This is a genomic window from Hydrogenophaga sp. RWCD_12 (genome assembly GCF_046604225.1).
In the GTDB taxonomy this organism is placed as follows: Bacteria; Pseudomonadota; Gammaproteobacteria; order Burkholderiales; family Burkholderiaceae_C; genus Hydrogenophaga.
Window position 1 is genome coordinate 437501 of sequence record NZ_JBKIXC010000003.1, and the last position, 22292, is coordinate 459792.

The 22292-nt window shown below is 69.5% G+C and carries 18 protein-coding genes (1 of these 18 cut by a window edge); 14 read left to right on the forward strand and 4 right to left on the reverse strand.

Annotated features, from left to right (window positions below):
* Positions 1-1329 carry the 3' portion of a ribosomal protection-like ABC-F family protein gene (abc-f, locus tag ACLIJ1_RS14000; protein ID WP_411366143.1) on the forward strand. Its footprint begins 573 nt before the window's first position, so 1329 of the gene's 1902 nt are visible here — the last part of the coding sequence; its start codon lies beyond the left edge, outside the window; it ends in the stop codon at positions 1327-1329.
* A gap of 32 nt (positions 1330-1361) precedes the next feature.
* On the forward strand, positions 1362-3536 hold the full coding sequence (locus ACLIJ1_RS14005) for an ATP-binding protein (RefSeq protein ID WP_411366144.1): 2175 nt from the start codon (positions 1362-1364) through the stop codon (positions 3534-3536).
* Here the strand turns inward: ACLIJ1_RS14005 and ACLIJ1_RS14010 are convergent.
* Positions 3511-4971 carry a PLP-dependent aminotransferase family protein gene (locus ACLIJ1_RS14010; RefSeq protein ID WP_411366145.1) on the reverse strand — a complete coding sequence of 487 codons (1461 nt, stop codon included), beginning with the start codon at positions 4969-4971 and terminating at the stop codon, positions 3511-3513. The two genes, ACLIJ1_RS14005 and ACLIJ1_RS14010, sit on opposite strands and share 26 nt — an antisense overlap.
* Positions 4972-5094: 123 nt before the next feature.
* Here ACLIJ1_RS14010 and ACLIJ1_RS14015 point away from each other — a divergent pair, with 123 nt between their 5' ends.
* From ACLIJ1_RS14015 to ACLIJ1_RS14055, 9 genes are read left to right on the forward strand one after another with little or no spacing between them, the layout of a single operon-like run.
* On the forward strand, positions 5095-5736 hold the full coding sequence (locus tag ACLIJ1_RS14015) for a LysE family translocator (protein WP_411366146.1): 642 nt from the start codon (positions 5095-5097) through the stop codon (positions 5734-5736).
* Entirely contained in the window at positions 5733-6677 is a 945-nt protein-coding gene (locus ACLIJ1_RS14020; RefSeq protein WP_411366147.1) for a DMT family transporter, read from the forward strand. Before ACLIJ1_RS14015 ends, ACLIJ1_RS14020 begins: the two co-directional genes overlap by 4 nt.
* Complete coding sequence (locus ACLIJ1_RS14025) at positions 6674-7027, forward strand: cupin domain-containing protein (protein ID WP_411366148.1); 354 nt, start codon at positions 6674-6676, stop codon at positions 7025-7027. Before ACLIJ1_RS14020 ends, ACLIJ1_RS14025 begins: the two co-directional genes overlap by 4 nt.
* Entirely contained in the window at positions 7024-8193 is a 1170-nt protein-coding gene (locus tag ACLIJ1_RS14030) for a PLP-dependent aminotransferase family protein (protein ID WP_411366149.1), read from the forward strand. Before ACLIJ1_RS14025 ends, ACLIJ1_RS14030 begins: the two co-directional genes overlap by 4 nt.
* 3 nt (positions 8194-8196) lie before the next feature.
* Positions 8197-8814, forward strand: a complete 618-nt coding sequence (locus ACLIJ1_RS14035; protein ID WP_411366150.1) for a glutathione S-transferase family protein — start codon at positions 8197-8199, stop codon at positions 8812-8814.
* Positions 8815-8829: 15 nt separating this feature from the next.
* A complete protein-coding gene (locus ACLIJ1_RS14040; RefSeq protein WP_411366151.1) occupies positions 8830-9708 on the forward strand; it encodes a PhzF family phenazine biosynthesis protein in 879 nt (292 codons plus the stop codon).
* Positions 9709-9730: 22 nt separating this feature from the next.
* Positions 9731-10216 carry a cupin domain-containing protein gene (locus ACLIJ1_RS14045; protein WP_411366152.1) on the forward strand — a complete coding sequence of 162 codons (486 nt, stop codon included), beginning with the start codon at positions 9731-9733 and terminating at the stop codon, positions 10214-10216.
* Positions 10213-10995 (forward strand): VOC family protein, encoded by a 783-nt coding sequence (locus ACLIJ1_RS14050; RefSeq protein ID WP_411366153.1) that lies wholly within the window; start codon positions 10213-10215, stop codon positions 10993-10995. The genes ACLIJ1_RS14045 and ACLIJ1_RS14050 overlap by 4 nt, the downstream gene beginning before the upstream one ends.
* 21 nt (positions 10996-11016) lie before the next feature.
* A complete protein-coding gene (locus ACLIJ1_RS14055; protein ID WP_411366154.1) occupies positions 11017-11985 on the forward strand; it encodes a threonine dehydratase in 969 nt (322 codons plus the stop codon).
* A gap of 111 nt (positions 11986-12096) precedes the next feature.
* On the opposite strand, the gene ACLIJ1_RS14060 is transcribed toward ACLIJ1_RS14055, so the two are convergent.
* Positions 12097-14412: an ATP-binding protein gene (locus ACLIJ1_RS14060; protein ID WP_411366155.1), complete on the reverse strand. Its 2316-nt coding sequence runs from the start codon at positions 14410-14412 to the stop codon at positions 12097-12099.
* Between the two features lie 170 nt (positions 14413-14582).
* On the opposite strand from ACLIJ1_RS14060, the gene ACLIJ1_RS14065 reads away from it, so the two are divergent.
* The gene (locus ACLIJ1_RS14065) at positions 14583-15266 is read left to right on the forward strand and encodes a histidine phosphatase family protein (protein ID WP_411366156.1); all 684 of its coding nucleotides are present in this window, start codon (positions 14583-14585) and stop codon (positions 15264-15266) included.
* Here the strand turns inward: ACLIJ1_RS14065 and ACLIJ1_RS14070 are convergent, their stop codons facing one another.
* Positions 15267-16100: a creatininase family protein gene (locus ACLIJ1_RS14070; protein ID WP_411366157.1), complete on the reverse strand. Its 834-nt coding sequence runs from the start codon at positions 16098-16100 to the stop codon at positions 15267-15269.
* Positions 16101-16278: 178 nt separating this feature from the next.
* Between ACLIJ1_RS14070 and ACLIJ1_RS14075 the strand changes: the two genes are divergently transcribed.
* Positions 16279-18495 carry a protein-disulfide reductase DsbD family protein gene (locus ACLIJ1_RS14075; RefSeq protein ID WP_411366158.1) on the forward strand — a complete coding sequence of 739 codons (2217 nt, stop codon included), beginning with the start codon at positions 16279-16281 and terminating at the stop codon, positions 18493-18495.
* 24 nt (positions 18496-18519) lie between these two features.
* Here ACLIJ1_RS14075 and ACLIJ1_RS14080 read toward each other — a convergent pair whose 3' ends face one another.
* Entirely contained in the window at positions 18520-20292 is a 1773-nt protein-coding gene (locus ACLIJ1_RS14080) for a DUF1566 domain-containing protein (RefSeq protein ID WP_411366159.1), read from the reverse strand.
* A gap of 160 nt (positions 20293-20452) precedes the next feature.
* On the opposite strand from ACLIJ1_RS14080, the gene ACLIJ1_RS14085 reads away from it, so the two are divergent.
* Positions 20453-22276, forward strand: a complete 1824-nt coding sequence (locus tag ACLIJ1_RS14085) for a hybrid sensor histidine kinase/response regulator (protein WP_411366160.1) — start codon at positions 20453-20455, stop codon at positions 22274-22276.
* The last annotated feature ends 16 nt before the right edge of the window (positions 22277-22292 follow it).

Consider the following 22292-nt stretch of genomic DNA (forward strand, 5'->3'; position numbering starts at 1 on the left):
TACCGCGGCAGCGTGGTGACCGTGAGCCACGACCGGGCATTCCTGGACCGGGTGGTCACCCGCATGGTCGAGCTCGATCGCGGCCGGCTGCTGAGCTACCCCGGCAACTTTGCCCAATACCAGTTGCTCAAGGAAGAACAACTGGCGCAGGAGGCGGTGATCAATGCCCGCGCCGACAAGCTGCTGGCGCAAGAGGAGGTCTGGATCCGCAAGGGCGTGGAAGCCCGGCGCACCCGCGCCCAAGGCCGCATCACCCGGCTGGAACGCCTGCGTGAGCAGCGCGCCCAGCGCCGCGACGCGGTCGGCCGAGTGCGCATGGAGGTGGCCAGTGGCGGAGCCAGCGGCAAGATCGTTGCCGAGCTCGACCGGGTGAGCAAGGCCTTCGCCACCACCGACGGAGGTCTGCGCACGGTGATCCGCGATTTCAGCGCCACCATCCTGCGCGGCGACAAGATCGGTCTGATCGGCCCCAACGGCGCGGGCAAGACCACCCTGCTCAAGATCATCCTGGGCGAGCTGGCACCGGACACCGGCACCGTTCGCCAGGGCAGCCAGATGAACGTGGCCTACTTCGACCAGATGCGCGACCAGGTGGACCTGGACGCCACGCTGGAGGACTTCATCAGCCCGGGCAGCGAGTGGATCGAGATCGGCAGCCGCCGCACCCACGTCAAAAGCTACCTGTCGGACTTCCTGTTCTCACCGGCCCGTGCCAACGCCCCGGTGCGCACCCTCTCGGGCGGCGAGCGCAACCGCTTGTTGCTCGCACGCCTGTTTGCGCGCCCGGCCAACGTGCTGGTGCTCGACGAACCGACCAACGACCTGGACATCGACACGCTGGAACTGCTGGAAGACCTGCTGCAGCAGTTCGAGGGCACGGTATTCCTGGTCAGCCACGACCGCCGTTTCCTGGACAACGTGGTGACCAGCACGCTGGTGAGCGAAGGCGACGGTGCGTGGCGCGAATACGTGGGCGACGTGCAGGACTGGCTGACCCAGTCGGCGCGGGCCCAGGAGCTGCGGCTGAAAGCCACACCGGCCGCCGCCCCCGCACCAGCCCCTGTCAGCGCTTCACCAGCCGCTGTGCCCGCCACGCCGGCGCCCGCCAAACGCAAGCTCAGCTACAAGGAGCAGCGCGAGTTCGACGCCCTGCCCGAACGGATCAAGGCGCTGGAGGCGGAACAGTCCGAGATCGACCGCTCGCTCAACAACGGCCAGCTTTTTGCCTCCGATCCCGCCCGTGCGACTCAACTGAGCGCCCGCCATGCCGAAATAGAGGAAGAATGGATGCTGGCTCTGGAGCGCTGGGAGGCGCTGGGCGGCTCCTGAACCCAGGGCAAACACACCCGCCCGGACCCAACATGTCTGACATTCCCCAACGTCTCGCCCTGGATCTCCAGCGCACCCAGCAGGAGCTGCAGCGCGAACGCGAGCGCACGCAGAAGCTGCTGACCGAGCTGGACCGGCAGAACGCCGAGCTCGACCGCCTGCGCAGCTCGGTGCACCGCGAATCGAACAGCCGCCTGCTGGCCGAAGAAGCGCTGGACGAAACGCGCGACCGCCTGCAGCTGGCCGTCGAGGCTGCCCGGCTGGCGCTGTGGGACTGGCAACTCCCCACGCAGCAGGTGTTCCTGACCGCCCGCTGGGGCGAGATGCTGGGCGATATCGCGATGGAGGGTTACTGGAGCAGCGCCGACCTGCAGGCGCGCATCCACCCCAATGACCGCGACCGGATCGACGCGATCAACCGCAGCCTGCTCAGCGGAACTCAGCAACACGCGGTGTCGCAGTACCGGGTGCGCACGGCCGACGGCTGGCTCTGGATCGAGAGCCATGCGATGGTGGCCGAACACGACACCCAGGGACGGCCGCTGCGCCTGATGGGCACCCTGGCCGACATCAGCGAACGCAAGCTGGCGGAAAGCGAATCCGAACAGGCGCGCGCCATGGCCGAGCAGGCCAGCCGCGCCAAGAGCGAGTTTCTGGCCAACATCAGCCACGAGGTCCGCACGCCGCTGAACGCGCTGATGGGCCTGACCCGGCTGCTGATGGATTCGCCGCTCAACCCGGAGCAGAAGAACTGGCTGGAGCTGATGGACAGCTCGGCCCATGCGCTGCTGGGCCTGCTCAACGACGTGCTGGACCTCTCGCGCATCGAGGCAGGCAAGCTCAGCGTCGAACAGGTGCGCTTCGACCTGCTCCAGGAATTGCGCGAAGTCGGGTCGCTGTACGCCGAACAGGCGCGCGCCAAGCCGCTGGAATGGTCGGTGGAGGTGTCACCCGCGCTGCCGGCGCAGATGCAGGGTGACCCCGGCCGGCTGCGCCAGGTGCTGACCAACCTGCTGTCCAACGCGCTGAAGTTCACGCCGCGCGGCGGCCGTATCCGGCTGGTTGCCGACCTGACGTCCTCTGCCGGCGGCGCGCGCCAGCTGCGGCTGCAGGTGCAGGACAGCGGTGTCGGCATCTCTCCCAAGCAGCAGGCCACCATCTTCGACGCTTTCACGCAGGCCGATGCCTCGACCGCTCGCCGCTACGGCGGCAGCGGCCTCGGGCTGGCCATCTGCTCGCGGCTGGTCAAGCTCATGGGCGGGGGCCTGGACCTGCAAAGTGCGCTGGGCCAGGGCAGCACGTTCACCGTGATCCTGCCGCTGGGCGACACCGCGCTGTCGGACCACACCCCGATGACGGCGCCGGCCGAGCTGGACGAACTGGCCCAGGCGGGCCAGCGCTTCGCCGGCAAGTGCGCCCTGGTGGCCGAAGACCACCCGGTCAACGAGCTGCTGATGACCCAGATGCTGCAGCGCCTGGGTTTCACCGTCCGCCATGCGCGCGACGGACAGCAGGCGCTCGAGCAATGGTCGCAGGGCGGCGTGGACATCGTGCTGATGGATGTGCAGATGCCCGGCACCAGCGGACTGGAAGCCACACGCCTGATCCGCGACCAGGAGATCCGCCGCAGCCTGCCCCACACGCCGATCGTGGCCGTGACCGCCAACGCGATGAACGGCGACCGCGAGGCCTGCCTGGCGGCGGGCATGGACGGCTACACACCCAAGCCCGTCAGCCCGCTGTCCCTGATCCGGGAGATGGACGACGCCTTGCTGCGCGCCTCCGGCATGCCCTCGCGCCTGCTGGCTTCCGAGCCGGCGCCACCGACCGCCAGGCACCACACTCCGGCCGCAGCCGGTGCGCTGGATGTCGACAAGCTGCGCCGCCGCCTGGATGGCGACGAAGAGACCTTGCGCCAGCTGGCACTGGCCATGCGCACCGACCTGGCAGAACGGCTGCACCAGCTGGGCCTGGCCTTGCAACGCCAGGACGCCGACCACGCCGTGGCCCATGCGCACGGCCTCAAGGGCTCGCTGGGCAGCATGACGGCCGAACGCGGCGCGCGGCTGGCCAAGGGCCTGGAGCTGGCGGCGCGCGCGAAAGACTGGAGCCTGTTCGGGCGCGCCATGCCGCTGATGCAGGCCGAGGCCCGCACGCTCGACGCCGCCCTCGGCGCATTGGTCAGCGGGACGCCGCCAGCCGCCTGAACACCTTCCAGAACGCCGCGTCCTGCGTGGTCGCGAAGTTGATGCGCATCAGCGTGGTGGGGGCCCTTGCGGCGTGGAACAGGGCACCCGGCGCAATCAGGTAGCCCTCGTCCAGCATGCGCTGCGCCAGCGCCTCGGTGTCGACGCCGGTATCGACCCAGCCGAACAGTCCCGAGGGTTCGGCCACGAATCGGCAGCCCGCCGCCTGCGCCAGCTTCACGCTGCGGCTGCGTGCTGCGTCCAGCCGGGTGCGGATGCGCTCGGCGTGGCGGCGCAGCTGACCGCTCTCGATGCACAGCGCCATCGCGCGCTCCAGCAGGCTCGGCGTGGTCAGTGTCGCCAGCAGCTTGGTGTCGAGCAGGCGCTCGTTCCAGGCCGGCGGCGCGACCAGAAAACCGACGCGCCAGTTCGGCGCCAGGATCTTGGCGAAACCGCTCACGTAGATCGTGCGCTGCAGGCCGTCGAGCACGCTCATGCGGGTGGCGTGTTCGGGCGCGATGTGGCTGTAGGTGTCGTCTTCGACGATGTGGAAGTCGTGCTGCTGCGCCAGCTGCAGCACGCGGTGCGCACTCGCCGGGCTCAGGCAGTAACCGGTCGGGTTGTGCAGCACGCTCACGCTGACGAAAAGCTTGGGCGCGTGCGCCTCGCAGTAGCGCGCCATCACCGCCAGGTCCGGCCCCAGCGGACCGCGCGGCACCGGCAGGATGCGCATGCCCAGCGCGTCCAGCCTTGCAAACTCCACCGCCCAGCCCGGCTCCTCGACCATCACCGCGTCACCCGGTTTGAGCAGGGTGCGGCTGACGATGTCCAGCGCGTGGGTGGCGCCGACGGTGGTGATGATCTGTCCCGGTTCGGCCGGCAGACCCATGCCCTGCAGGCGTGCCGCCAGCACGCGGCGCAGGTGACCGTCGCCTTGCGGTTCCCCATACCGCAGCGAGCTGTCGGACAGCGCCGCGCTGCCGGTCACCTTGCGCACCGCCGCGGCCATGAAGGTCGACTCCAGCCACTCCGGCGGGAACACGCCCATGCCCGGCTGCGGCTTGCCCCCCGTGGGGTGGAACATGCCGCGGATCAGCATGGCGGCGCTGATCGGCGCGGCGATGCGCGCGGCCTCGGCCGGTGCGGGCGAGGCCGCGATCTCGTTGCGCAGCGGCGCTCGCTCGCGCACGAAGAAGCCGCGGTTGCGCCGCGCCTCGACCAGCCCCTGCGCCAGCAGCAGGTCGTAGGCCGCCACCACGGTCGAGGGGTTGAGGCCGTGCTGGGCCGCACACTGGCGCACGCTCGGCAGGCGTGCACCGGGTGCGAGCAGGCGGTCGCGGATGCGCGCGGCAAAGCGGTCGGCGAGCTGTTCGGTCAGGGTCTGCGCGGCGGTGCGGGTGAGCGCGGGCTGGCTCAGCGGCGTGTCTTCCTCGGCGGGAGCGGCGGGATGCAGCATGGCGTGTATGGGCGTCGGGAGCCATACAGAAACCCCATCTGAACCGATGATCTGTATGGCTTGTGTATGGATACGAAAGGATAAAGTGTTCCCCATGTGCCCACAAGCCCCCACGGAGATCGCATGACCGCCAGCGAGTTCAGCGCCCTGCTGGTGCTGGCCACGGCCACCAGCTTCACACCGGGGCCGAACACCACGCTGTCCACCGCGCTGGCGGCCAACGGCGGTCTGCGGCGCGCGATGCGCTTCGTGTGCGCGGTGCCGGTGGGCTGGAGCCTGCTGCTGGCGCTGTGCACTGCGGGCCTGGGCAGCCTGGTGCTGGCCCAGCCGCTGCTGCGCAGCGCCATTCTGCTGGGCGGCTGCGCCTATCTGTTGTGGCTGGCGATCAAGCTCTGGGGCAGCCGGTCGCTGGCGCAGGTCGATGAAAAGCTCCTGCAGGTGGGTTTCGGCCAGGGCATCGCGCTGCAGTTCCTGAACATCAAGGCCTGGATGCTGGCGCTGTCCATCGTGGCCGGCTGGATCGCGGGACGGCCAGACGCCTGGACCCGTTTCGGCGAGGTGTTGCCGCTGATGCTCGTGTTCGCCTTCAGCAGCAACCTGCTTTACGCCACCGTCGGCTCACTGCTGCGCGAGTGGCTGGCCGGTCCGGCGATGGACGGCGTGGCCACCGGTGCTCGGCTGGCGGTATTCAACCGGGTGATGGCGAGTGCACTGGTGCTCACCGCCGGCTGGATGCTGTGGAACGGCCTGGGAGCACCAGCATGACCCACTCCACCGCCAGCCCGCACACCGGCATGAAACCGGAAACCCTGGGCCTGTGGCTCGGGCTGGTCGGCGTCACCGTGTTTGCGCTCACCCTGCCGATGACGCGCCTGGCCACCGGTACCACCGATGCGCCGCAGCTCTCGCCCTGGTTCGTCACCTGGGCCCGCGCCGCGCTCGCCGGCGGCCTGTCGGCGATCTACCTGCTGGCCACTCGCTCGCGCCTGCCGACCCGTGCCGAACGCGGGCCGCTGCTGCTCTCGCTGGTGGGCAACGCCATCGGCTATCCGCTGCTGCTGGGCTGGGCGCTGCGCCACGTGACGGCCAGTCACGCCGCCGTCATCACCGCCCTGCTGCCGCTGGCCACTGCGGCGGTCGCGGCCTGGCTGATGCACCAGCGCGCGCGCCTGGGCTTCTGGCTGTTCGCCGGGCTGGGCAGTCTGCTGGTGGCGGCCTACAGCCTGCTGCGCGCCGCGCAGGCCGGACATGGCTTCGGCCTGGCCTGGGCCGACGGACTGCTGCTCGGCGCCGTGATCGCGGCGGCGCTGGGCTACGTCGGCGGCGCCAAGGTCACGCCAGTCCTGGGCGCCGAACGCGTGATCAGCTGGGTCTGCGTGATGGCGCTGCCGGTCACCGTGCCGGGCGCGCTGCTGACGTGGCCTGAAAACACCATTGCCCCGTCGGCTTGGTGGGCGCTGCTCTATGTGGGCGTGTTTTCGATGTGGGCCGGCTTCTTCGCGTGGTTCCGGGGTCTCGCGCTCGGCGGCGCCCTGCGCGTGAGTCAGACCCAGCTGCTGCAGCCCTTCATCAGCATCCTGGCCGCCGTGCCGTTGCTGGGCGAGTCGCTGGACGCGCTGACCTTGCTGTTCGCGCTGGCGGTGGTCGCCACCGTGTTCATGGGACGGCGCATGGCCGCCCCACCCCGTCCGAAGGAGCACGCATGAAAGCCGACTTCCTGACCCACCTCGCGGCCCTGCCACAGGCGCCCGGCGGCGACTATCCGCACGGCACCCCATTCATCCGCGCGCTGGCGCATGGCAGCATGAGCGTCGAGCTGTTCGCGCCCGCCACGTCGGGCCTGGGGCGCGACATCCAGCAGCCGCACACGCAGGACGAGTTGTACATCGTGCAGCGCGGCCGTTCGGCGTTCCGGCTGCGGGACGAGCGCACCGAGGTGCAGACCGGTGACGTACTGTTCGTGCCCGCGGGTGCGCCGCACCGCTTCGAAGATTTCAGCCAAGACTTTGTGACATGGGTCGTGTTCTACGGCCCCCCAGAAGGAGAGAAACCATGACCTGGACGCTCGCGCAACGCGCCCACAAGATGAACCCGTCGGTGATCCGCGAGATCCTGAAGGTGACCGAGAAGCCGGGCATCATCAGCTTCGCCGGCGGCCTCCCGTCGCCCAAGACCTTCCCGGTCGACGCCTTCGCCGCAGCCTGCGAGACCGTCCTGCGCACCGACGGCAGCGCCGCGCTGCAGTACGCGGCCAGCGAAGGCCTGCTGGCCCTGCGCGAGTGGATCGCCGGCCAGCTGCCCTGGGACGTGTCGCCCGACCAGGTGCTCATCACCACCGGCAGCCAGCAGGGGCTGGACCTGGTGGCCAAGGTGCTCATCGACGAAGGGAGCAAGGTGCTGGTCGAGACGCCGACCTACCTCGGCGCGCTGCAGGCGTTCACGCCGATGGAGCCGGTGATCGCGAGCGTGGCCAGCGACGCGGAAGGCATCGACGTGGCCGACCTGGTCGCGAAAGCCACCGGTGCGCGTTTCCTCTACGTGCTGCCCAACTTCCAGAACCCGACCGGCCGCAGCATGAGCGAGGCGCGCCGCCAGGCTCTGGTGGACGCAGCGAAGGCTGCCGGCCTGCCCATCATCGAAGACAACCCCTATGGCGACCTCTGGTTCGACCAGCCGCCGCCCCGTCCGCTGACCGCGCGCAACCCGGAAGGCTGCATCTACCTGGGCTCGTTCTCCAAGGTGCTGGCGCCCGGCCTGCGGCTGGGTTACGTGATCGCACCCAAGACCATCATGCCCAAGCTGCTGCAGGCCAAGCAGGCGGCCGACCTGCACAGCCCCAGCTTCAACCAGCGCATGGTGGCCGAGGTGCTCAAGGACGGCTTCATCGACCGCCATGTGCCCACCATCCGCGCGCTCTACAAGGCGCAATGCCACGCCATGCTGGACGCGCTGTCGACGGAGATGGCCGGGCTGGACGTGCAATGGAACTCCCCCGACGGCGGCATGTTCCTCTGGGTGCGCCTGCCGGCCGGACTGAACGCGGTGGAGCTGCTGCCCAAGGCGGTGGACAAGGGCGTGGCCTTCGTGCCGGGCGCCGCGTTCTACGCCGACGAGCCAGATCCGCGCACGCTGCGCCTGTCTTTCGTGACGGCGAGCGAAGAACAGATCCGCATCGGCATCCAGGCGCTGGCCGATGCCATCCGCGACGCTGTGAAAGGCTGAGTCATGCTGCGGATCTGGGGTCGCATCAGCTCGATCAATGTGCGCAAGGTGGTGCTGTGCGCGCAGGTGCTGGGGCTGGAGTTCGAGCGCATCGACGCCGGTTTGGCCTACGGCGTCGTGAACACGCCGGACTACCGTGCAAGGAACCCGAACGGCCTGGTGCCGCTGCTGGAAGACGGTGACTTCACGCTCTGGGAGTCGAGCGTGATCGTGCGCTACCTCTGCTGCCGTGAAACCTCGGCCCTGTATCCGCAAGACATCCGGCAGCGCTTCGACGCCGAACGCTGGATGGACTGGCAGCAGACCGAGCTGAACCCGGCGACCAGCCCCGCCTTCAAGCAGTGGATCCGCACGCCGACCGAACAGCGCAATCCGCAGGTGATCGCCGCGTCGGTGGCGGCTGCGGAGCCGAAGTTCCAGCAACTCGATGATCACCTTGCGCAGCAGGCCTACATGGCCGGCGACGCGTTGACGATGGCCGACATCCCGATCGCTTGCGAGGTGCACCGCTGGTGGGGTCTGCCTCAGCCCCGCCCGGCCTGGCCGCACCTCGAACGCTGGTACGCGCAGTGGCTCGCCCACCCGGCCAGCCGTGGCGTGCTCGACCTGCCTTTGTCCTGACTCCGGAGACTGCCCATGTCCCAACAACGCCCCTTCAAACAGGTCGACGTCTTCACCACCACGCCCTACCGCGGCAACCCGCTGGCGGTGGTGCTCGACGGCAGTGGCCTGTCGACCGAGCAGATGCAGCACTTCACGAACTGGACCAACCTGTCGGAGTGCACCTTCCTGCTGCCGCCCACGCCCGAAGGCGCGGCCGCAGGCGCCGACTACCGGGTGCGCATCTTCTGCCCGGGCCGTGAGCTGCCCTTCGCCGGTCACCCGACGCTGGGCAGCTGTCACGCCTGGCTCGAGGCCGGCGGCGTGCCGCGCGGCGAACACGTGGTGCAGGAATGCGGCGTGGGGCTGGTGAAGCTGCGACGCGATGGCGAACGCCTGGCGTTCGCTGCGCCACCATTGATCAAGAGCGGGCCACTCGATGAATCCGACGTGGCGCTCATCGCCCGTGGTCTGGGCGTCGCGCGCGACGACATCACCGAGCACGCCTGGTGCGACAACGGCCCCAACTGGCGCGGCGTGATGTTGCGCAGCGCCGAACAGGTGCTGGCGCTCAAGCCAGACGCGGCCATCCTGGCCGGGCTGGACATCGGCGTGGTCGGCCCGCGCGGCAAGGTCGGTGTCATCGGCCCGCAGTCGGCCGCCGACACGCAGTTCGAGGTGCGCGCCTTCTTCCCGGGCAACAACGGCATGGCCGAGGACCCGGTGACCGGCAGCCTGAACGCCGCACTGGCGCAGTGGCTGATCGGCGCCGGCCTGGCGCCCGAACGCTACGTGGCCGCGCAGGGCACGGCGATGGCGCGCGAAGGCCGCGTGCACATCGAACGCGACGCCAGCGGCACGATCTGGGTCGGTGGCCAGTCCGTGACCTGCATCGAAGGCTCTGTGCGTCTCTGAAACACTGCCATCCGGAGAGTCCATGTCCCATCCTGCACCGCACCCTGTCGCCGTCCGTGCTGCCGACGTGCCGGCGCGCACCAAACCATCGACCTACCCGGAACCGTTCGCCTCAAGGATGGCCGGGCGCGAAAAACGGGTCCTGGGCGATCTGTTTGGCCTGAGCCATTTCGGCGTCAACCTCGTGCGTCTGGCCGCGGGCAGCGTGTCCAGCCTGAGGCACTCGCACACGCGACAGGACGAGTTTGTCTACATCCTGGAAGGCACCCCCACCCTGCACACTGACGCGGGGCCGACCCGGCTCCAGCCGGGCGATTGCGCGGGCTTCAGGGCGGGCACCGGCAATGGTCATTGCCTGAGCAACGACACCGACACACCGGTGGTGTATCTGGAGGTGGGTGACCGCACCCCAGGGGACGAGGGCCACTATCCCGACGACGATCTGAAGGCCGTCATGGGTGAAGGCGGCTGGCGGTTCCTGCACAAAGACGGAACGCCGTACGCATGAGCAGCGGGCAGACGCCCACCCACGCCCAGCTTGACCACCTGGTCATCGCCGCGCGCACGCTGGACGAAGGCGTGGCCTGGTGCGAGGCGACACTGGGTGTGGCGCCCGGCCCCGGCGGCGAGCATCCGCTGTTCGGCACCCACAACCGCCTGCTGCGCCTGGCTTGCTCCTTCGCGCCGCGGGCCTACCTTGAAATCATCGCCATCGACCCGGCGGCCGTGCCCCGCTGCGCCCCGGGCTGCAGGCGCTGGTTCGACCTCGACGACCCTGCCCTGCAAGCGCAACTGGCGCAGCAGGGTCCGCAGCTGGTGCACTGGGTGGCCGCGGTGCCCGATCTCGCGGCGGCCACGGCGGCGTGGCGTGCGCTGGGCATTGATCGCGGCCCGGCTCTCGCCGCTTCACGCCCCACGCCGGACGGCCTGCTGCAGTGGCAGATCACGGTGCGCGACGACGGGCAACGTCTGTACGGCGGCGCCCTGCCCACACTGATCCAGTGGGGCGTGACGCACCCGTCTGCCCGCATCACCGACGCCGGCCTCTCACTGCGCAGCCTGCAACTGCAGCACCCGCAGTCCGCAGTCCTGCAACAGGCACTCGCTGCGATCGGTCTGGGCGGCGTGGCGGTCACCGAGGGCGCGGCCGGCCTGACGGCCGTCCTGGGATCGCCCGACGGTCGGGAGCGGCGGCTGCAGTCTGCCGGTGTCGGCGTCAAGGCCGACGGACAGCCCGGCCACCCCCGGATCAATCCATCCGATCAGAAGCCGCCCCGCGTCCCCTGACGCCCATCCACCGGAAGCCCCATGCACCTGCCCAGCCTGACCGACATCGAAGCCGCCGCCGAGGTGGTCTACCGCGTGTTCCCGCCCACGCCCCAGTACCGCTGGGGCCTGCTGGGCGAGCGGCTGGGCGCCGACTGCTGGCTCAAGCACGAGAACCACACGCCGGTGGGCGCGTTCAAGATCCGGGGCGGACTGACCTACTTCGACCAACTGCGCCAACGCGGCGAGATGCCGCGCGAGGTCATCAGCGCCACGCGCGGCAACCACGGCCAGAGCATTGGCTGGGCCGCGCGCGAACACGGCGTGCGCTGCACCATCGTCGTGCCGCACGGCAACTCGCTGGAAAAGAACGCGGCCATGCGCGCGCTCGGCGTCGACCTGGTCGAACACGGCGGCGACTTCCAGGAAGCGCGCGAACACGCGATGCGGCTGGCGGCCGAGCGCGGCGCGCACATGGTGCCCAGTTTCCACCGCGACCTGTTGCGTGGCGTGAGCACCTACTGGTGGGAATTCTTGCGCGCGGTGCCGGCGCTGGACGTGGTCTACGTGCCGATCGGGCAGGGTTCGGGTGCCTGCTCGGCCGTGGCCGCCAAGCTGGCGCTGGGCCGCCATACGCGCATCGTCGGCGTGGTCAGCGCCCACGCCACCACCTACGCCGACTCGATCACCGCCGGGCGCGTGGTCGAAGCACCGGTGACCACCCTGCTGGCCGACGGCATGGCCTGCCGCGTCGCAGACGCCGAGGCACTGGCGGTTCTGGCGCCACAGCTGGACCATGTGGTGAAGGTCACCGACGACGAAGTCGCACAAGCCATGCGCCAGATCTTCGCCGACACCCACAACGTCGCCGAAGGTGCCGGCGCAGCCGCCTTTGCGGCGGCGATGCAGGAAAAGGAATCGCTGAAGGGCCAGTCCGTCGGCCTCAGCCTCAGCGGCGGCAATGTGGACAGCGAAATGTTCGCCAGGGTCCTATCCGGCGCAAGTGTCTGAATCGAGGATGCGGTGGAACCGGCTCCGCCGGGCCACTCGCATCGCCCCCTTGAGGGGGTGACGCCGCAGGCGCCGCGGGGGTGGACCTGACGAGGCCGGGGTGAACCGCCGTCAGGCGGGTCGCGCGGGGGCTACCAGTCTCGCGACGATTTCGCAAAAGGCCTCGACCGCGTCGGTCTTGAACACCACCTCGACCACGCCCGCAGCCGCGGCCTCGGCCTGCAGCTCGTCGCTGATGTAGCCCGAGGCCACCGCCACCGGCAGCTGCGGATTGATCTGCTGCACCTGGCGCGCCACGTCGATGCCCGACATGCCGGGCATGTTGTAGTCGGTCATCAGCAGGTGGAAGGCCTGCGGCTGGCTGCGCACCGCGTCGATCGCCGCCTGCTGGTCGCACAGCGCGGTGACCTTGTAGCCCCGTCGCTCCAGCAGCCGGCGCACCAGAAACACCAGGGTGTCGTCGTCGTCCAGATAGAGGATGTGTCGAGGTTCGGCGCTGCTCGTGTCGGACATGGCGAGGGACTCCGCGGGATGTTGGTCGGGCAAGGTGTCGGGGCCGCTGGGGATGTCGGGCATTGTGCCGCCTTTGGCACCGGCGGCGAGAGGATCGGCGGGGACAGGTTCGCCCGTCGACGGGAAAAACAGGGTGAAGGTGGTGCCTTCGCCGGGCCGGCTGTCGACCTCGATGGCGCCACCGTGGGCTTCGACAATGCCGAGCACGACCGGCAGCCCCAGGCCGGTGCCCTGGCCAACGCCCTTGGTGGTGAAAAACGGTTCGAAAATGCGGCTGCGCGTGGCTTCGTCCATGCCGCAGCCATCGTCGCGCACCCGGATGCGCACGGCACCATGGCCCGAGCGGCGGCAGTGCGTCGCCACCTCTTCGGGCAACACCGGATCGCCACCGTCGACCAGGTCGACGATGAACTCGATGTGCCCCGGGCGGCCTTGCAGGGCGTGCACCGCATTGGTCCCGAGGTTGAGCAGCACCTGACCCAGCCGGGTCGGATCGGCCAGGATCGCGGGCATGCCGGGCGCCACCGACGTCATCAGCTGCACCTGGGGTGCGATTGCGGTGCGCAGCAGGCTGCAGGTCTCGGCCACGATCGCCGCCGGGTCCACCGGCGTGCGCGCCAGCGGCTGCTGGCGGCTGAAGGCCAGGATCTGGCGCACCAGCTCGCGTCCGCGGCGGGCAGCGGCGCTGATCTCGTGCAGGCTCTGGCGCGAAGGCGCTTCGGGCGCCAGGTCCTGCCGCGCCAGATCGGCGTTGCCCAGGATGGCCGCCAGGATGTTGTTGAAGTCGTGTGCCACGCCGCCAGCCAGCGTGCCCAGCGCTTCCATCTTCTGCGACTGCGCCAGCTGCTGCTCCAGCGTGCGCTGCTGTTGCTGCATCTGGCGCAGCGCGGTGATGTCGACAAAGGTGAACACCACATGCCGCAGCCCGCCGAGCACATCGTTTTCCGGGTAGGCGTTGCACAGCGCCCAGCGGATCAGGCTGCCGTCGCCAATCCGCACCCCGCCCACCACGTCCGACACGGGCTGACCGGTGGCCAGCACGCGCTCGAACGGCACTTCGTGGCGCGGCATCGGATGTCCATCCGGACTCAGCAGTTGCCAGTCGAACGCAGCCTCCGGGTCCCGCTCCTCGGGCCAGTCGAGGAAACGGCGCGCCGCCTGGTTCACCCGCAGCAGCGTACGGTCGGGCCGGAACACCATCACGCCGGCGCCCAGGTGATCGATCAGCGCGCGCGATTCGGCCTCGCGCTCGGCCATGTTCACCCGCGCCTGGTCGGCATCGTTGCGCAGGCGCAGCGACACCAGCGCGCTGAACAGCAGCACCCGCAGGAACTTGGTCAGCAGGAAGAACAGGATGAACGCCGCCGCCACGCCATCCAGCGAGGAACGGCTGACCACGATCCAGGCGGTCATCGCCAGCAGCGCCAGCACCTCAGCACCGCTCAGCAGCGCCAGCGCACTGTATTCGGGCGGGAAGCGGTGGACACGCTGACCGAGCAGGTCGCGCAGCACCATCACGCCCATCACCAGCATGGTCAGCGCGTACACCATCTGGTACTGCTCGGGACGGTCGGTCAGCACGGCAATGCCCAGCTGCAGCGCGGTCATCAAGACCAGCATGGTCCCCAGCGTGCGCCACGGCAGGGGCAGGCGAAGGTAGCTGCGCAGGCCCACCCAGGCACTGGCGTGCGAAGCAAACAGCAGCACGGCGGACAAGGCCGCCGACCCCGGCCCCTCGCCCGCGACCCGCAGCATCAGGGTGACGGAACCGACGATGCTCATCACGGCACCCAGCGCCCACCAGCCCGGCCCGCCGATGGCCGGATAGCGGCGCATCTGCCCCCAGAAGGCGACGGCGGTGAGCACGTCGACCCCCAGCCGGACCAGCAGCAAGGTGGACAGGTCAGGCAGCATGGACCCAGGCAGTAAAAGGCATGGTCGGATTGAAGCACGCGGGCAGCCGATCGGGTGCGGGGAAAAACGAGTGCAAAAGGCCGCCATTTCCGGCTTGCGTGGCATGGGCGCGACCATCAGTCGCTGCCGGGACAAAGCGGGCCGTGGGGCTGCACACAGAATCGCGCTCCATGGGAACGCTCTATCTCGTCCGCCACGGACAAGCCTCATTCGGTGCCGCCGACTACGACCGACTCAGCGAACTGGGCGAGCGCCAGAGCGAGCGCCTGGGCCGCTATTGGGCCGCGCGCGGCCTGCGCTTCGACGCAGTGATCACCGGCACCCTGCGCCGCCACGCCCAGACCTGGGCCGGCATCGCGCGCGGCGCCGGCCTGGACCTGTCACCCCTGGAATGGCCGGGCCTGAACGAGTACGACAGCGAGGCCGTGATCCGCGCCATCCTGCCCAAGGGTCATGAAGACGCGCTGGGCAGCCCGAAGAGCCCGGAAGGCTACAAGGCGCACTTTCGCGTGCTGCGCGATGGCCTGCGGCAGTGGATGGCCGGCACGGTGAGCCCCGTGGGCATGCCCGACTACACCGACTTCGTGCACGGCGTGACCAGCGCGCTGGAACACGTGCGCTCCGGCCATGTCGGCCAGAACGTATTGCTGGTCTCCAGCGGCGGGCCGATCTCGACGGCCGTGGGTCATGTGCTGGGCCTGAGCCCGGACGCCACCATCGACCTGAACATGCGCATCCGCAACAGCGCGGTGACCGAGTTCCAGTTCAACCCCAAGCGCCACCACCTGCTGACCTACAACACGCTGCCGCACCTGGACAACGACGAGTGCCGTGACTGGGTGACTTTCGCCTGATCAGGTGAAGGCGGTCTTCTCGGTCAGGGTGTCGGGCGGCAGCTGGTCAATCTCGGCCAACAGGCGCGCCAGCGCGCGGCCGGCGGCATCCAGCAGCGCATAGCCCTTTTCCGCCGTCGCGGCCGACGCGTTCCCGACCGCCCCGTTGGCGTTGTAGTCCTGCATCATCCAGCCCAGCTTGGCGCTCTTGCCGTTGCCCAGCGTGGGGAAGCGTTCGGCGCGGTCCTGCGAGGTGGAGCGGAAGTACTCGGCCTTGTCCATGCGCACGCGGCCCGGCCGCAGCGCCAGCAGCATCGAGGTCTCGATGTCGCCCGCGTGGATGCCGAAGCGGTGTTCTTCGGCGCTGAAGCGGGCATTCACATCCTCTCCAGCCGCATCCAGCAGCGGCAGGCCGAACCAGTTGACGCTGTAGACCAGCATGCCCAGCCGGGCCCGCAGGTCGCGCGCGACAAGATCCAGCGCGCCGACCTGGCCGCCGTGGCTGTTGAGCAGCACCAGTTTCTTCACGCCGCTGGCGGCGACGCATTCGCCGATCTCGGTCCAGACGCGGATCAGCGTCTCGGCCTTGAGCGTCAGCGTGCCGGGAAAGCGGACGTGTTCGGGCGAAAAGCCGACCGCCTGGGTCGGCAGGAACAGCGCTGGCAGGTTGTGGGCCATGTGCGGCAGCGCCGCCGCCACCACGCCGTCGACGATGTCGGTGTCGACCGAGAGCGGCAGGTGCGGGCCGTGCTGCTCGGTCGCGGCGACCGGCAGGACCGCAATGGCACGCGATCGGTCGAGGGAGGCGAAGTCGGACGTGCTGAGGTCGGACCAGAAGCGGGACGGGGCGTTCATGCCCCACATCTTAGGTCGGCGCGCCGCCCCGGCGCCTTGACATATATTTGACCGCTGCCCGGCCCAGGGGCGGCGCCGGGAACTTGGCCGGACGCCCGGCCTCCTACCCGCCGGGCCTTTTGTTGCCCCCCGCACCGCTGTTGTCCCTGCCCGCCGGCCCGTCTTTCGAATTTCCCCGATGCCTTCGCCCTTCTCCCTGCTGCCGTCGTTCGCCCGCCAGGGTCTGCTCCTGCTGGCCTGTCTGCTGGCGGCTCCGGTGCCGCTGCTGGCCCAGGGACTGCTCGGCGCGGCCGGTTCGCCGGTCGTCCAGACGCCCCAGGTCCGCGCCGAACTGATGGCCCACGCCCCCGAAGGCGTCGCGCCCGGCGCCAGGCTCTGGCTGGGGCTGCAGCTGACCCACCAGCCCGAGTGGCACACCTACTGGAAGAACTCGGGCGATTCGGGTCTGCCGACCGAGCTGCAATGGACACTGCCCGCGGGCGTGAGCGCGGGCGAGATCGCCTGGCCCACGCCGCGCAAGATCCCGGTCGGCTCGCTGGCCAACTACGGCTACTCGGGCACGGTTCTCCTGCCGGTGCCGCTGACGGTGGACCCCGCGTTCGCCGGCCAGCAGCTGGATGTGACGCTGCACGCGGCCTGGCTGGTGTGCCGCAAGGAGTGCATTCCCGAAGAAGGCAACTTCAGGCTGAAGATCCCGGCGCAGGGGTCGACCGGCTTGAACGGTGCGGCGTTCGACGCGGCGTTCGACGCCGCCCCCAAGGACCGGGCCGCGGGCGCCAGCCAGGTACGCCCCGACGCCGGACATCTGAACGTGTCGGTCGATGCGCTGCCCGCCGCGTGGAAGGACAAGAAGCTCGAGTTCTTTCCCGAACCGGCCAGCCTGATCGACCCGGGGGCGCCCTGGACCCAGCGATGGGACGGCGCCCGCTGGACCGCGCAGTTGCCGCTGTCGGCGCAGCGGAGCACCAGCCCGGCCGAGATCGCTCTGGTCGTGGCCCTGGCCGACGCGCCGGGCGAAGGCCCGGGGCTGCCCGGTGTGCGCATGACGGTGCCGGTGCAGGGCCAGTGGCCCGCGGTGCAGGCAATGCCGGCGGCCGTGTCGCCGGCGCTGCAGGCCGCGCTGGATGCCAACGCCGCCCGCACCAGCGCGCCGGTGTCCGGCGGTGGCGGCGCACCGGTCACGTTGCTCGCGGCCTTGCTGGGCGCGCTGCTCGGCGGCCTGATCCTCAACCTCATGCCCTGCGTGTTCCCGGTGCTGGCAATCAAGGTGCTGGCGTTTGCGAAACACGCCGACGACCGCGCCGCGCACCGCCGCCACGGTCTGGCCTATACCGCCGGCGTGGTGCTGTCGTTTCTCGCGCTGGGCGGGCTGCTGCTGGGCCTGCGCGCCGCAGGCGAAGCGATTGGCTGGGGCTTCCAGCTGCAGAGCCCGGCCGTGGTCGCCACGCTGGCCACGCTGTTCACTGTGATCGGCCTGAACCTGGCCGGTCTGTTCGAGTTCGGCTCGGTGCTGCCGTCGGGCCTGGCCAGCCTGCAGGCGCGGCACCCGCTGGCCGACGCATTCCTGACCGGGGTGCTCGCGGTCGCGGTCGCCTCGCCCTGCACCGCCCCGTTCATGGGCGCCTCGCTGGGTCTGGCCGCCACACTGCCGACGGCGCAGGCGCTGGCCGTGTTCGCGCTGCTGGGCCTGGGCATGGCGCTGCCCTACCTGGCCGCCAGCTGGTGGCCCGCCATTGCGCGCACGTTGCCGCGCCCGGGCGCCTGGATGGAGCGTTTCCGCCAGTTCATGGCCTTTCCGATGTTCGCCACCGTGGTCTGGCTGCTCTGGGTGCTGGGGCAGCAAAGCGGCATCGACGGCGTGGCCGCGCTGCTGATGCTGCTGGTCGCGCTGACGCTGCTGATCTGGGCGTTGCGCCTGCAAGGCACGGCCGGCAAGGTGTTGCAGGGTCTGTCGGCACTGGCGCTGCTGGGCCTCCTGGTCGGCTTCGGCCCGCAGGTGATCCGGCTGCAGGCACCGGAGCATGCCGGCGCCGCGGTCGCCACGAGCATCGAAGGTCTGCGCTGGGAAGCCTGGAGCGCGGCCCGCCAGACCGAGCTGGTCACACAGGGACGGCCGGTGTTCGTCGACTTCACCGCCGCCTGGTGCGTGACCTGCCAGTTCAACAAGCGCAACGCGCTGGCCGACGAGGCGCTGCTGCACGACCTGGCTGCCAAGAACGTCGCCCTGCTGCGCGCCGACTGGACGCGCCGCGACCCCGCCGTCACCGCCGCGCTGGCCGAACTCGGCCGCAACGGCGTGCCGGTGTATGTGCTGCTGACCAAGGGTCAGCCCGCGCGCGTGCTGACCGAGGTGCTCAGCGTGTCCGAGGTGCGCGAGGCGCTGGCGGCGCTCTGAACGCAGCCAGCGCCTCGCGGTGTGTCACGGATTGCGCACCAGCCGAAGGTTCAGTGAGTTCGGAACGCGGTCCATCACCAGCACCAGCCCGAGGTTGAATGCCGCGGCGTACGCCATGTCACCCCCGGCGACGTAGGGCGTGGACGTCCACATATAGAACGCCAAGGCCCCTGGGAACGCCGTCGCGTTGATGCGGGCGCCGCTGCTCCGGCTCAACTCCATCAGGCTTTCCGTCTCCTTGACGTTGGGCACTCGCCAGCCAGGCTGTGTCGTGGCATGGGCAAGTGCCTGTTCATGGCTGAATCCGGTGGCAGCGCCGTCACAGGTCGTGCCATCCCAGACCCGGCCCTCTTCGCAGCGGCGCCATTGCAGCCCTGTCCAGCTGTCGTTGACCACGTTGTTGGCGGCGTCGCTGCCATAGGCCACGCTGCTGTAGCTGAACCGGGTGCCTGCCGAGGGCGTTCCGCGCACCAGGCGCACAGCCGCGATCGAGCTGCGCGCGCCGGCAGGCGTGTAGCCGCCGACGCTGCGCATGTCGACCATCCAGGCCTTGGTGCTGTCCTCGCTGACGGTTTCGGAGGCCCAGAAGATGGCGTTGCCGGAGGTGCCGAACCAGGTGGCGTCGGCCATGGGTGCGGCCACGACGCCGTACTTCACCAGCCCGAGCAGTTCGGTGCGCGTGGGCATCCGCCAGTCGGTATAGCCGCACAAGGCGGTGCCGTTGACCGCGGTCACGTACCCGCTGCTGTCGGTGGCCGCGCCGCCACCCTGGTGGGTGAACCGGTTGAGTTCGTCGCGCAACCCGCCATCCGAGGTCTTGCCTTCCCAGATCAGGCCGGTGACGCTGTCCTTGATGCAGTCGGTGATCGGGAAGCTGCCGCCGGCCGGATTGGCCACGGTGCTGTACGCCATCGCGTTGATGGCGACCCGGTGCCCGTCCTGCTGCGGGTTCAGGGCCGTCGCACCGGTGTCGCTGCAAGCGACCAGCACCGCGCTGCCGGCCTTGACACATTGCGCGGCGGTGATGCCGGTGTGAGGGAGTTTTTCGGCCTTCCAGTCCGCCGCCAGCACGTAGTAGCCGATGCCCTCGTAGTTGTACGTGGCCGAGAGGTTGGCCACGATGCTGTTTTTCTCCGTCTCGCTGGCCGTGTAAAAGTGAAAGCCCTTGGCCGGCATGTAGAAGCGGTACAGCGGCGTCAGCCCCGCGCCGGCCACCTGGCTGGCGTGGTAGGCAGTGCCCTCCAGCTGGAACTGCGGCAGGTTGGTCTGGATGCTGCTCTTCTCGGCTTCGCTGATGGTGTAGAAGTGAACGCCCGTCTGCGTGTTGTAGAAGCGATACACCGGACTGAGTCCGGGCGAGAAGGCGCTGGCCGCGCTGAACGCGGGGCCGTCGTAGCCAAACTGCGGCATCGTCGCCAGCACATTGGCCTTCTCGGTTTCGCTGGCGGTGTAGAAGTGGGCCGTGGTCTGGGTGTTGAAGAACCGGTAGACCTGCAGCCGCACCGTCGCCGCCTTGCGCGCCACCTTGCCGCTGGCGTAGTCGCTCCAGGCCGCCACCTGTCCTTCGGCCAAAGTCTCCAGGGGCGCCGCATCGGCCGACGTGCGCTTGGCCTGGGCCTCGGCCGCTTGCAGGGTCTGTGCGTTCAGGGCCGCTGGCGGCGCATTCTGGGCATTGGCGGCGGCCGACGAGCGCGTGTCGACGCTGCTCTCCCGGCTTCCGCCACAGGCGGTCAACAAGGCGCCCAGCAGCAGGGTCGGCCACAGCGCGGCCACAGAAGAACGGAGGAAGGGCGTCATATTGCTCACCTGCTGGTCGGGAAGGTGACCGAGAATTTAGGCAGGCTGGCGGGTAGTGCCTATATCTCCAAAGTAATGCCTCTCCCCCCGACGGGGCAGGCCTTTGGTACTCAGGATCCGCCGGGCAAACCCTTTCATGGCGTCCCACCAGCAACCCGACATGAACGCTCCCGCCACCGCCGACACCATGGACCTTCGGGTCCGGACCGAGCTGGTCGACCTGCTGTTTGCCGGATCGAAGGTCGCGGTGGCCACGACGTTTGTGGGGCCTGTGCTGGTGGGATGGATGTTCCTGCCACTGATCGGGCTGTGGATGACCGTCGTTCCGGCGCTCGCCATCCTCGGCCTGCACACCGAGCGCGCCCTGTTCATCGGCCGTTTCCAGCGTGCGCGCGCCCTGCCGGACTACCTGCCCGAACCCTGGGCCCGCGGCACGCAGCGCCGCCTGGCCATCATGGGCACCGCGATCAGCCTCTGGGTGCTGGTCGCGATGCTCACCCGCGATCCCCGGGGCATCTTCCACAGCGCCGCCCTGCTGGTGGTGCTGGCGGCGGGCAGCCTGCAATACAGCGTCTACCCCAGAACGGTCGAGCACTACCTCACGCCCCTGCTGCTGGGCTGCGCCGCACAACTGGTCTGGCTGGGCCGCGACTACTGGGTGTCGGCCTTCTTCCTGTGCATCGCCTGGCTGACCCTCACGGCGGCCAGCCGCCGCTTCGGTCGCTCCATGCGGCACAACATCGAGCTGCGCCTGCTCAACGAGCAGCTCAACGCCGAGTTGAAGGCGCAGAAGGCGGTGGTGGAGGAGGTCAGCGCGGCGAAGACACGCTTCCTGACCGCCGCCAGCCACGACCTGCGCCAGCCGGTGCAGGCCGTGATGCTGCTGAGCGAGGCCCTGCAGGAGCGCGGCGAGAACCCGGGCAACCGCACGCTGCTGCACAAGCTGCGCGCCGGCGTGAACCACTTCGCCAACTCGGTGGACGAAATCATGGACATCGCCCAGCTCGACGCCGGCAGCGTGCAGGTGCAGGCACAGCCGGTGCGGGTGCGCGACCTGCTCGACCGCGTGGACGGCACCTTCCGCGATGTGGCCGAGGCCAAGGGGCTGGGCCTGTTCATCCGTCCGCCGCGGCAGGCCGATGCAACGGTGCTGGTGGACCCGGCCCTGACCTGGCGCATCGTGAGCAATCTGGTGAGCAACGCCATCCGCTACACACCGGCAGGCACCGTCATGGTGGCGGTGCGCAACGCAGGCCGTTGCGCCGATGCGGCCGGCCGGTCGGTGGATGCGTTGCGGCTGGAGGTGCGCGACTCGGGCGTGGGCATTGCGCCGACGCTGCACGCCCAGGTGTTCGAAGAGTTCTACCAGGTCGACAACCTGCACCGCGACCGCCGCGAGGGGATCGGGCTGGGACTCGCCGTGTCGCGGCGGCTGGCGCTGCTGATGCAGCTTCCGCTGGCGCTGCGTTCGCAACCCGGGCAAGGCTCCGTGTTCTCGCTCACCATGCCGGTCTGCGACACCCCGGCCGACGAAGGCAGCGGGCCGGCCGAAGAGATCGCGCTCGATCGCCTCTGCGTGCTGGTGGTCGACGACGACAGCGCAGCGCGCGAGGCCACGGTGGCCCTGCTGACATCGTGGGGCGTCTGCGCGACAGCAGCCAGTAACGCCATCGAGGCTGCCGAGCAGGCGATGGCGCTGGTCGCTCAAGGCAAAATGCCGGATGCCTTGTTGACCGACCATTGGCTGCCCGAAGGACGGTCGAGCGAAGACGTGGACGCCCTGGTGCGTGAACGGATGTCGGCGCGGGATCCGCAGAAGGCGCTCCAGCTGTGCACCGGTGTGGTCACCGGCGACATCCGGCGTGAGACCCGTGACCGCATCCAGCAGCGCGGATGGGCTTTCTGGCAGAAGCCGGTGCGTCCCGCCCAGCTGCGACAGTGGCTGGGCGAAGTGGCCCGCCAGCAGCTGGCAGACACTGTGTGACGAGAGAGAACATCCA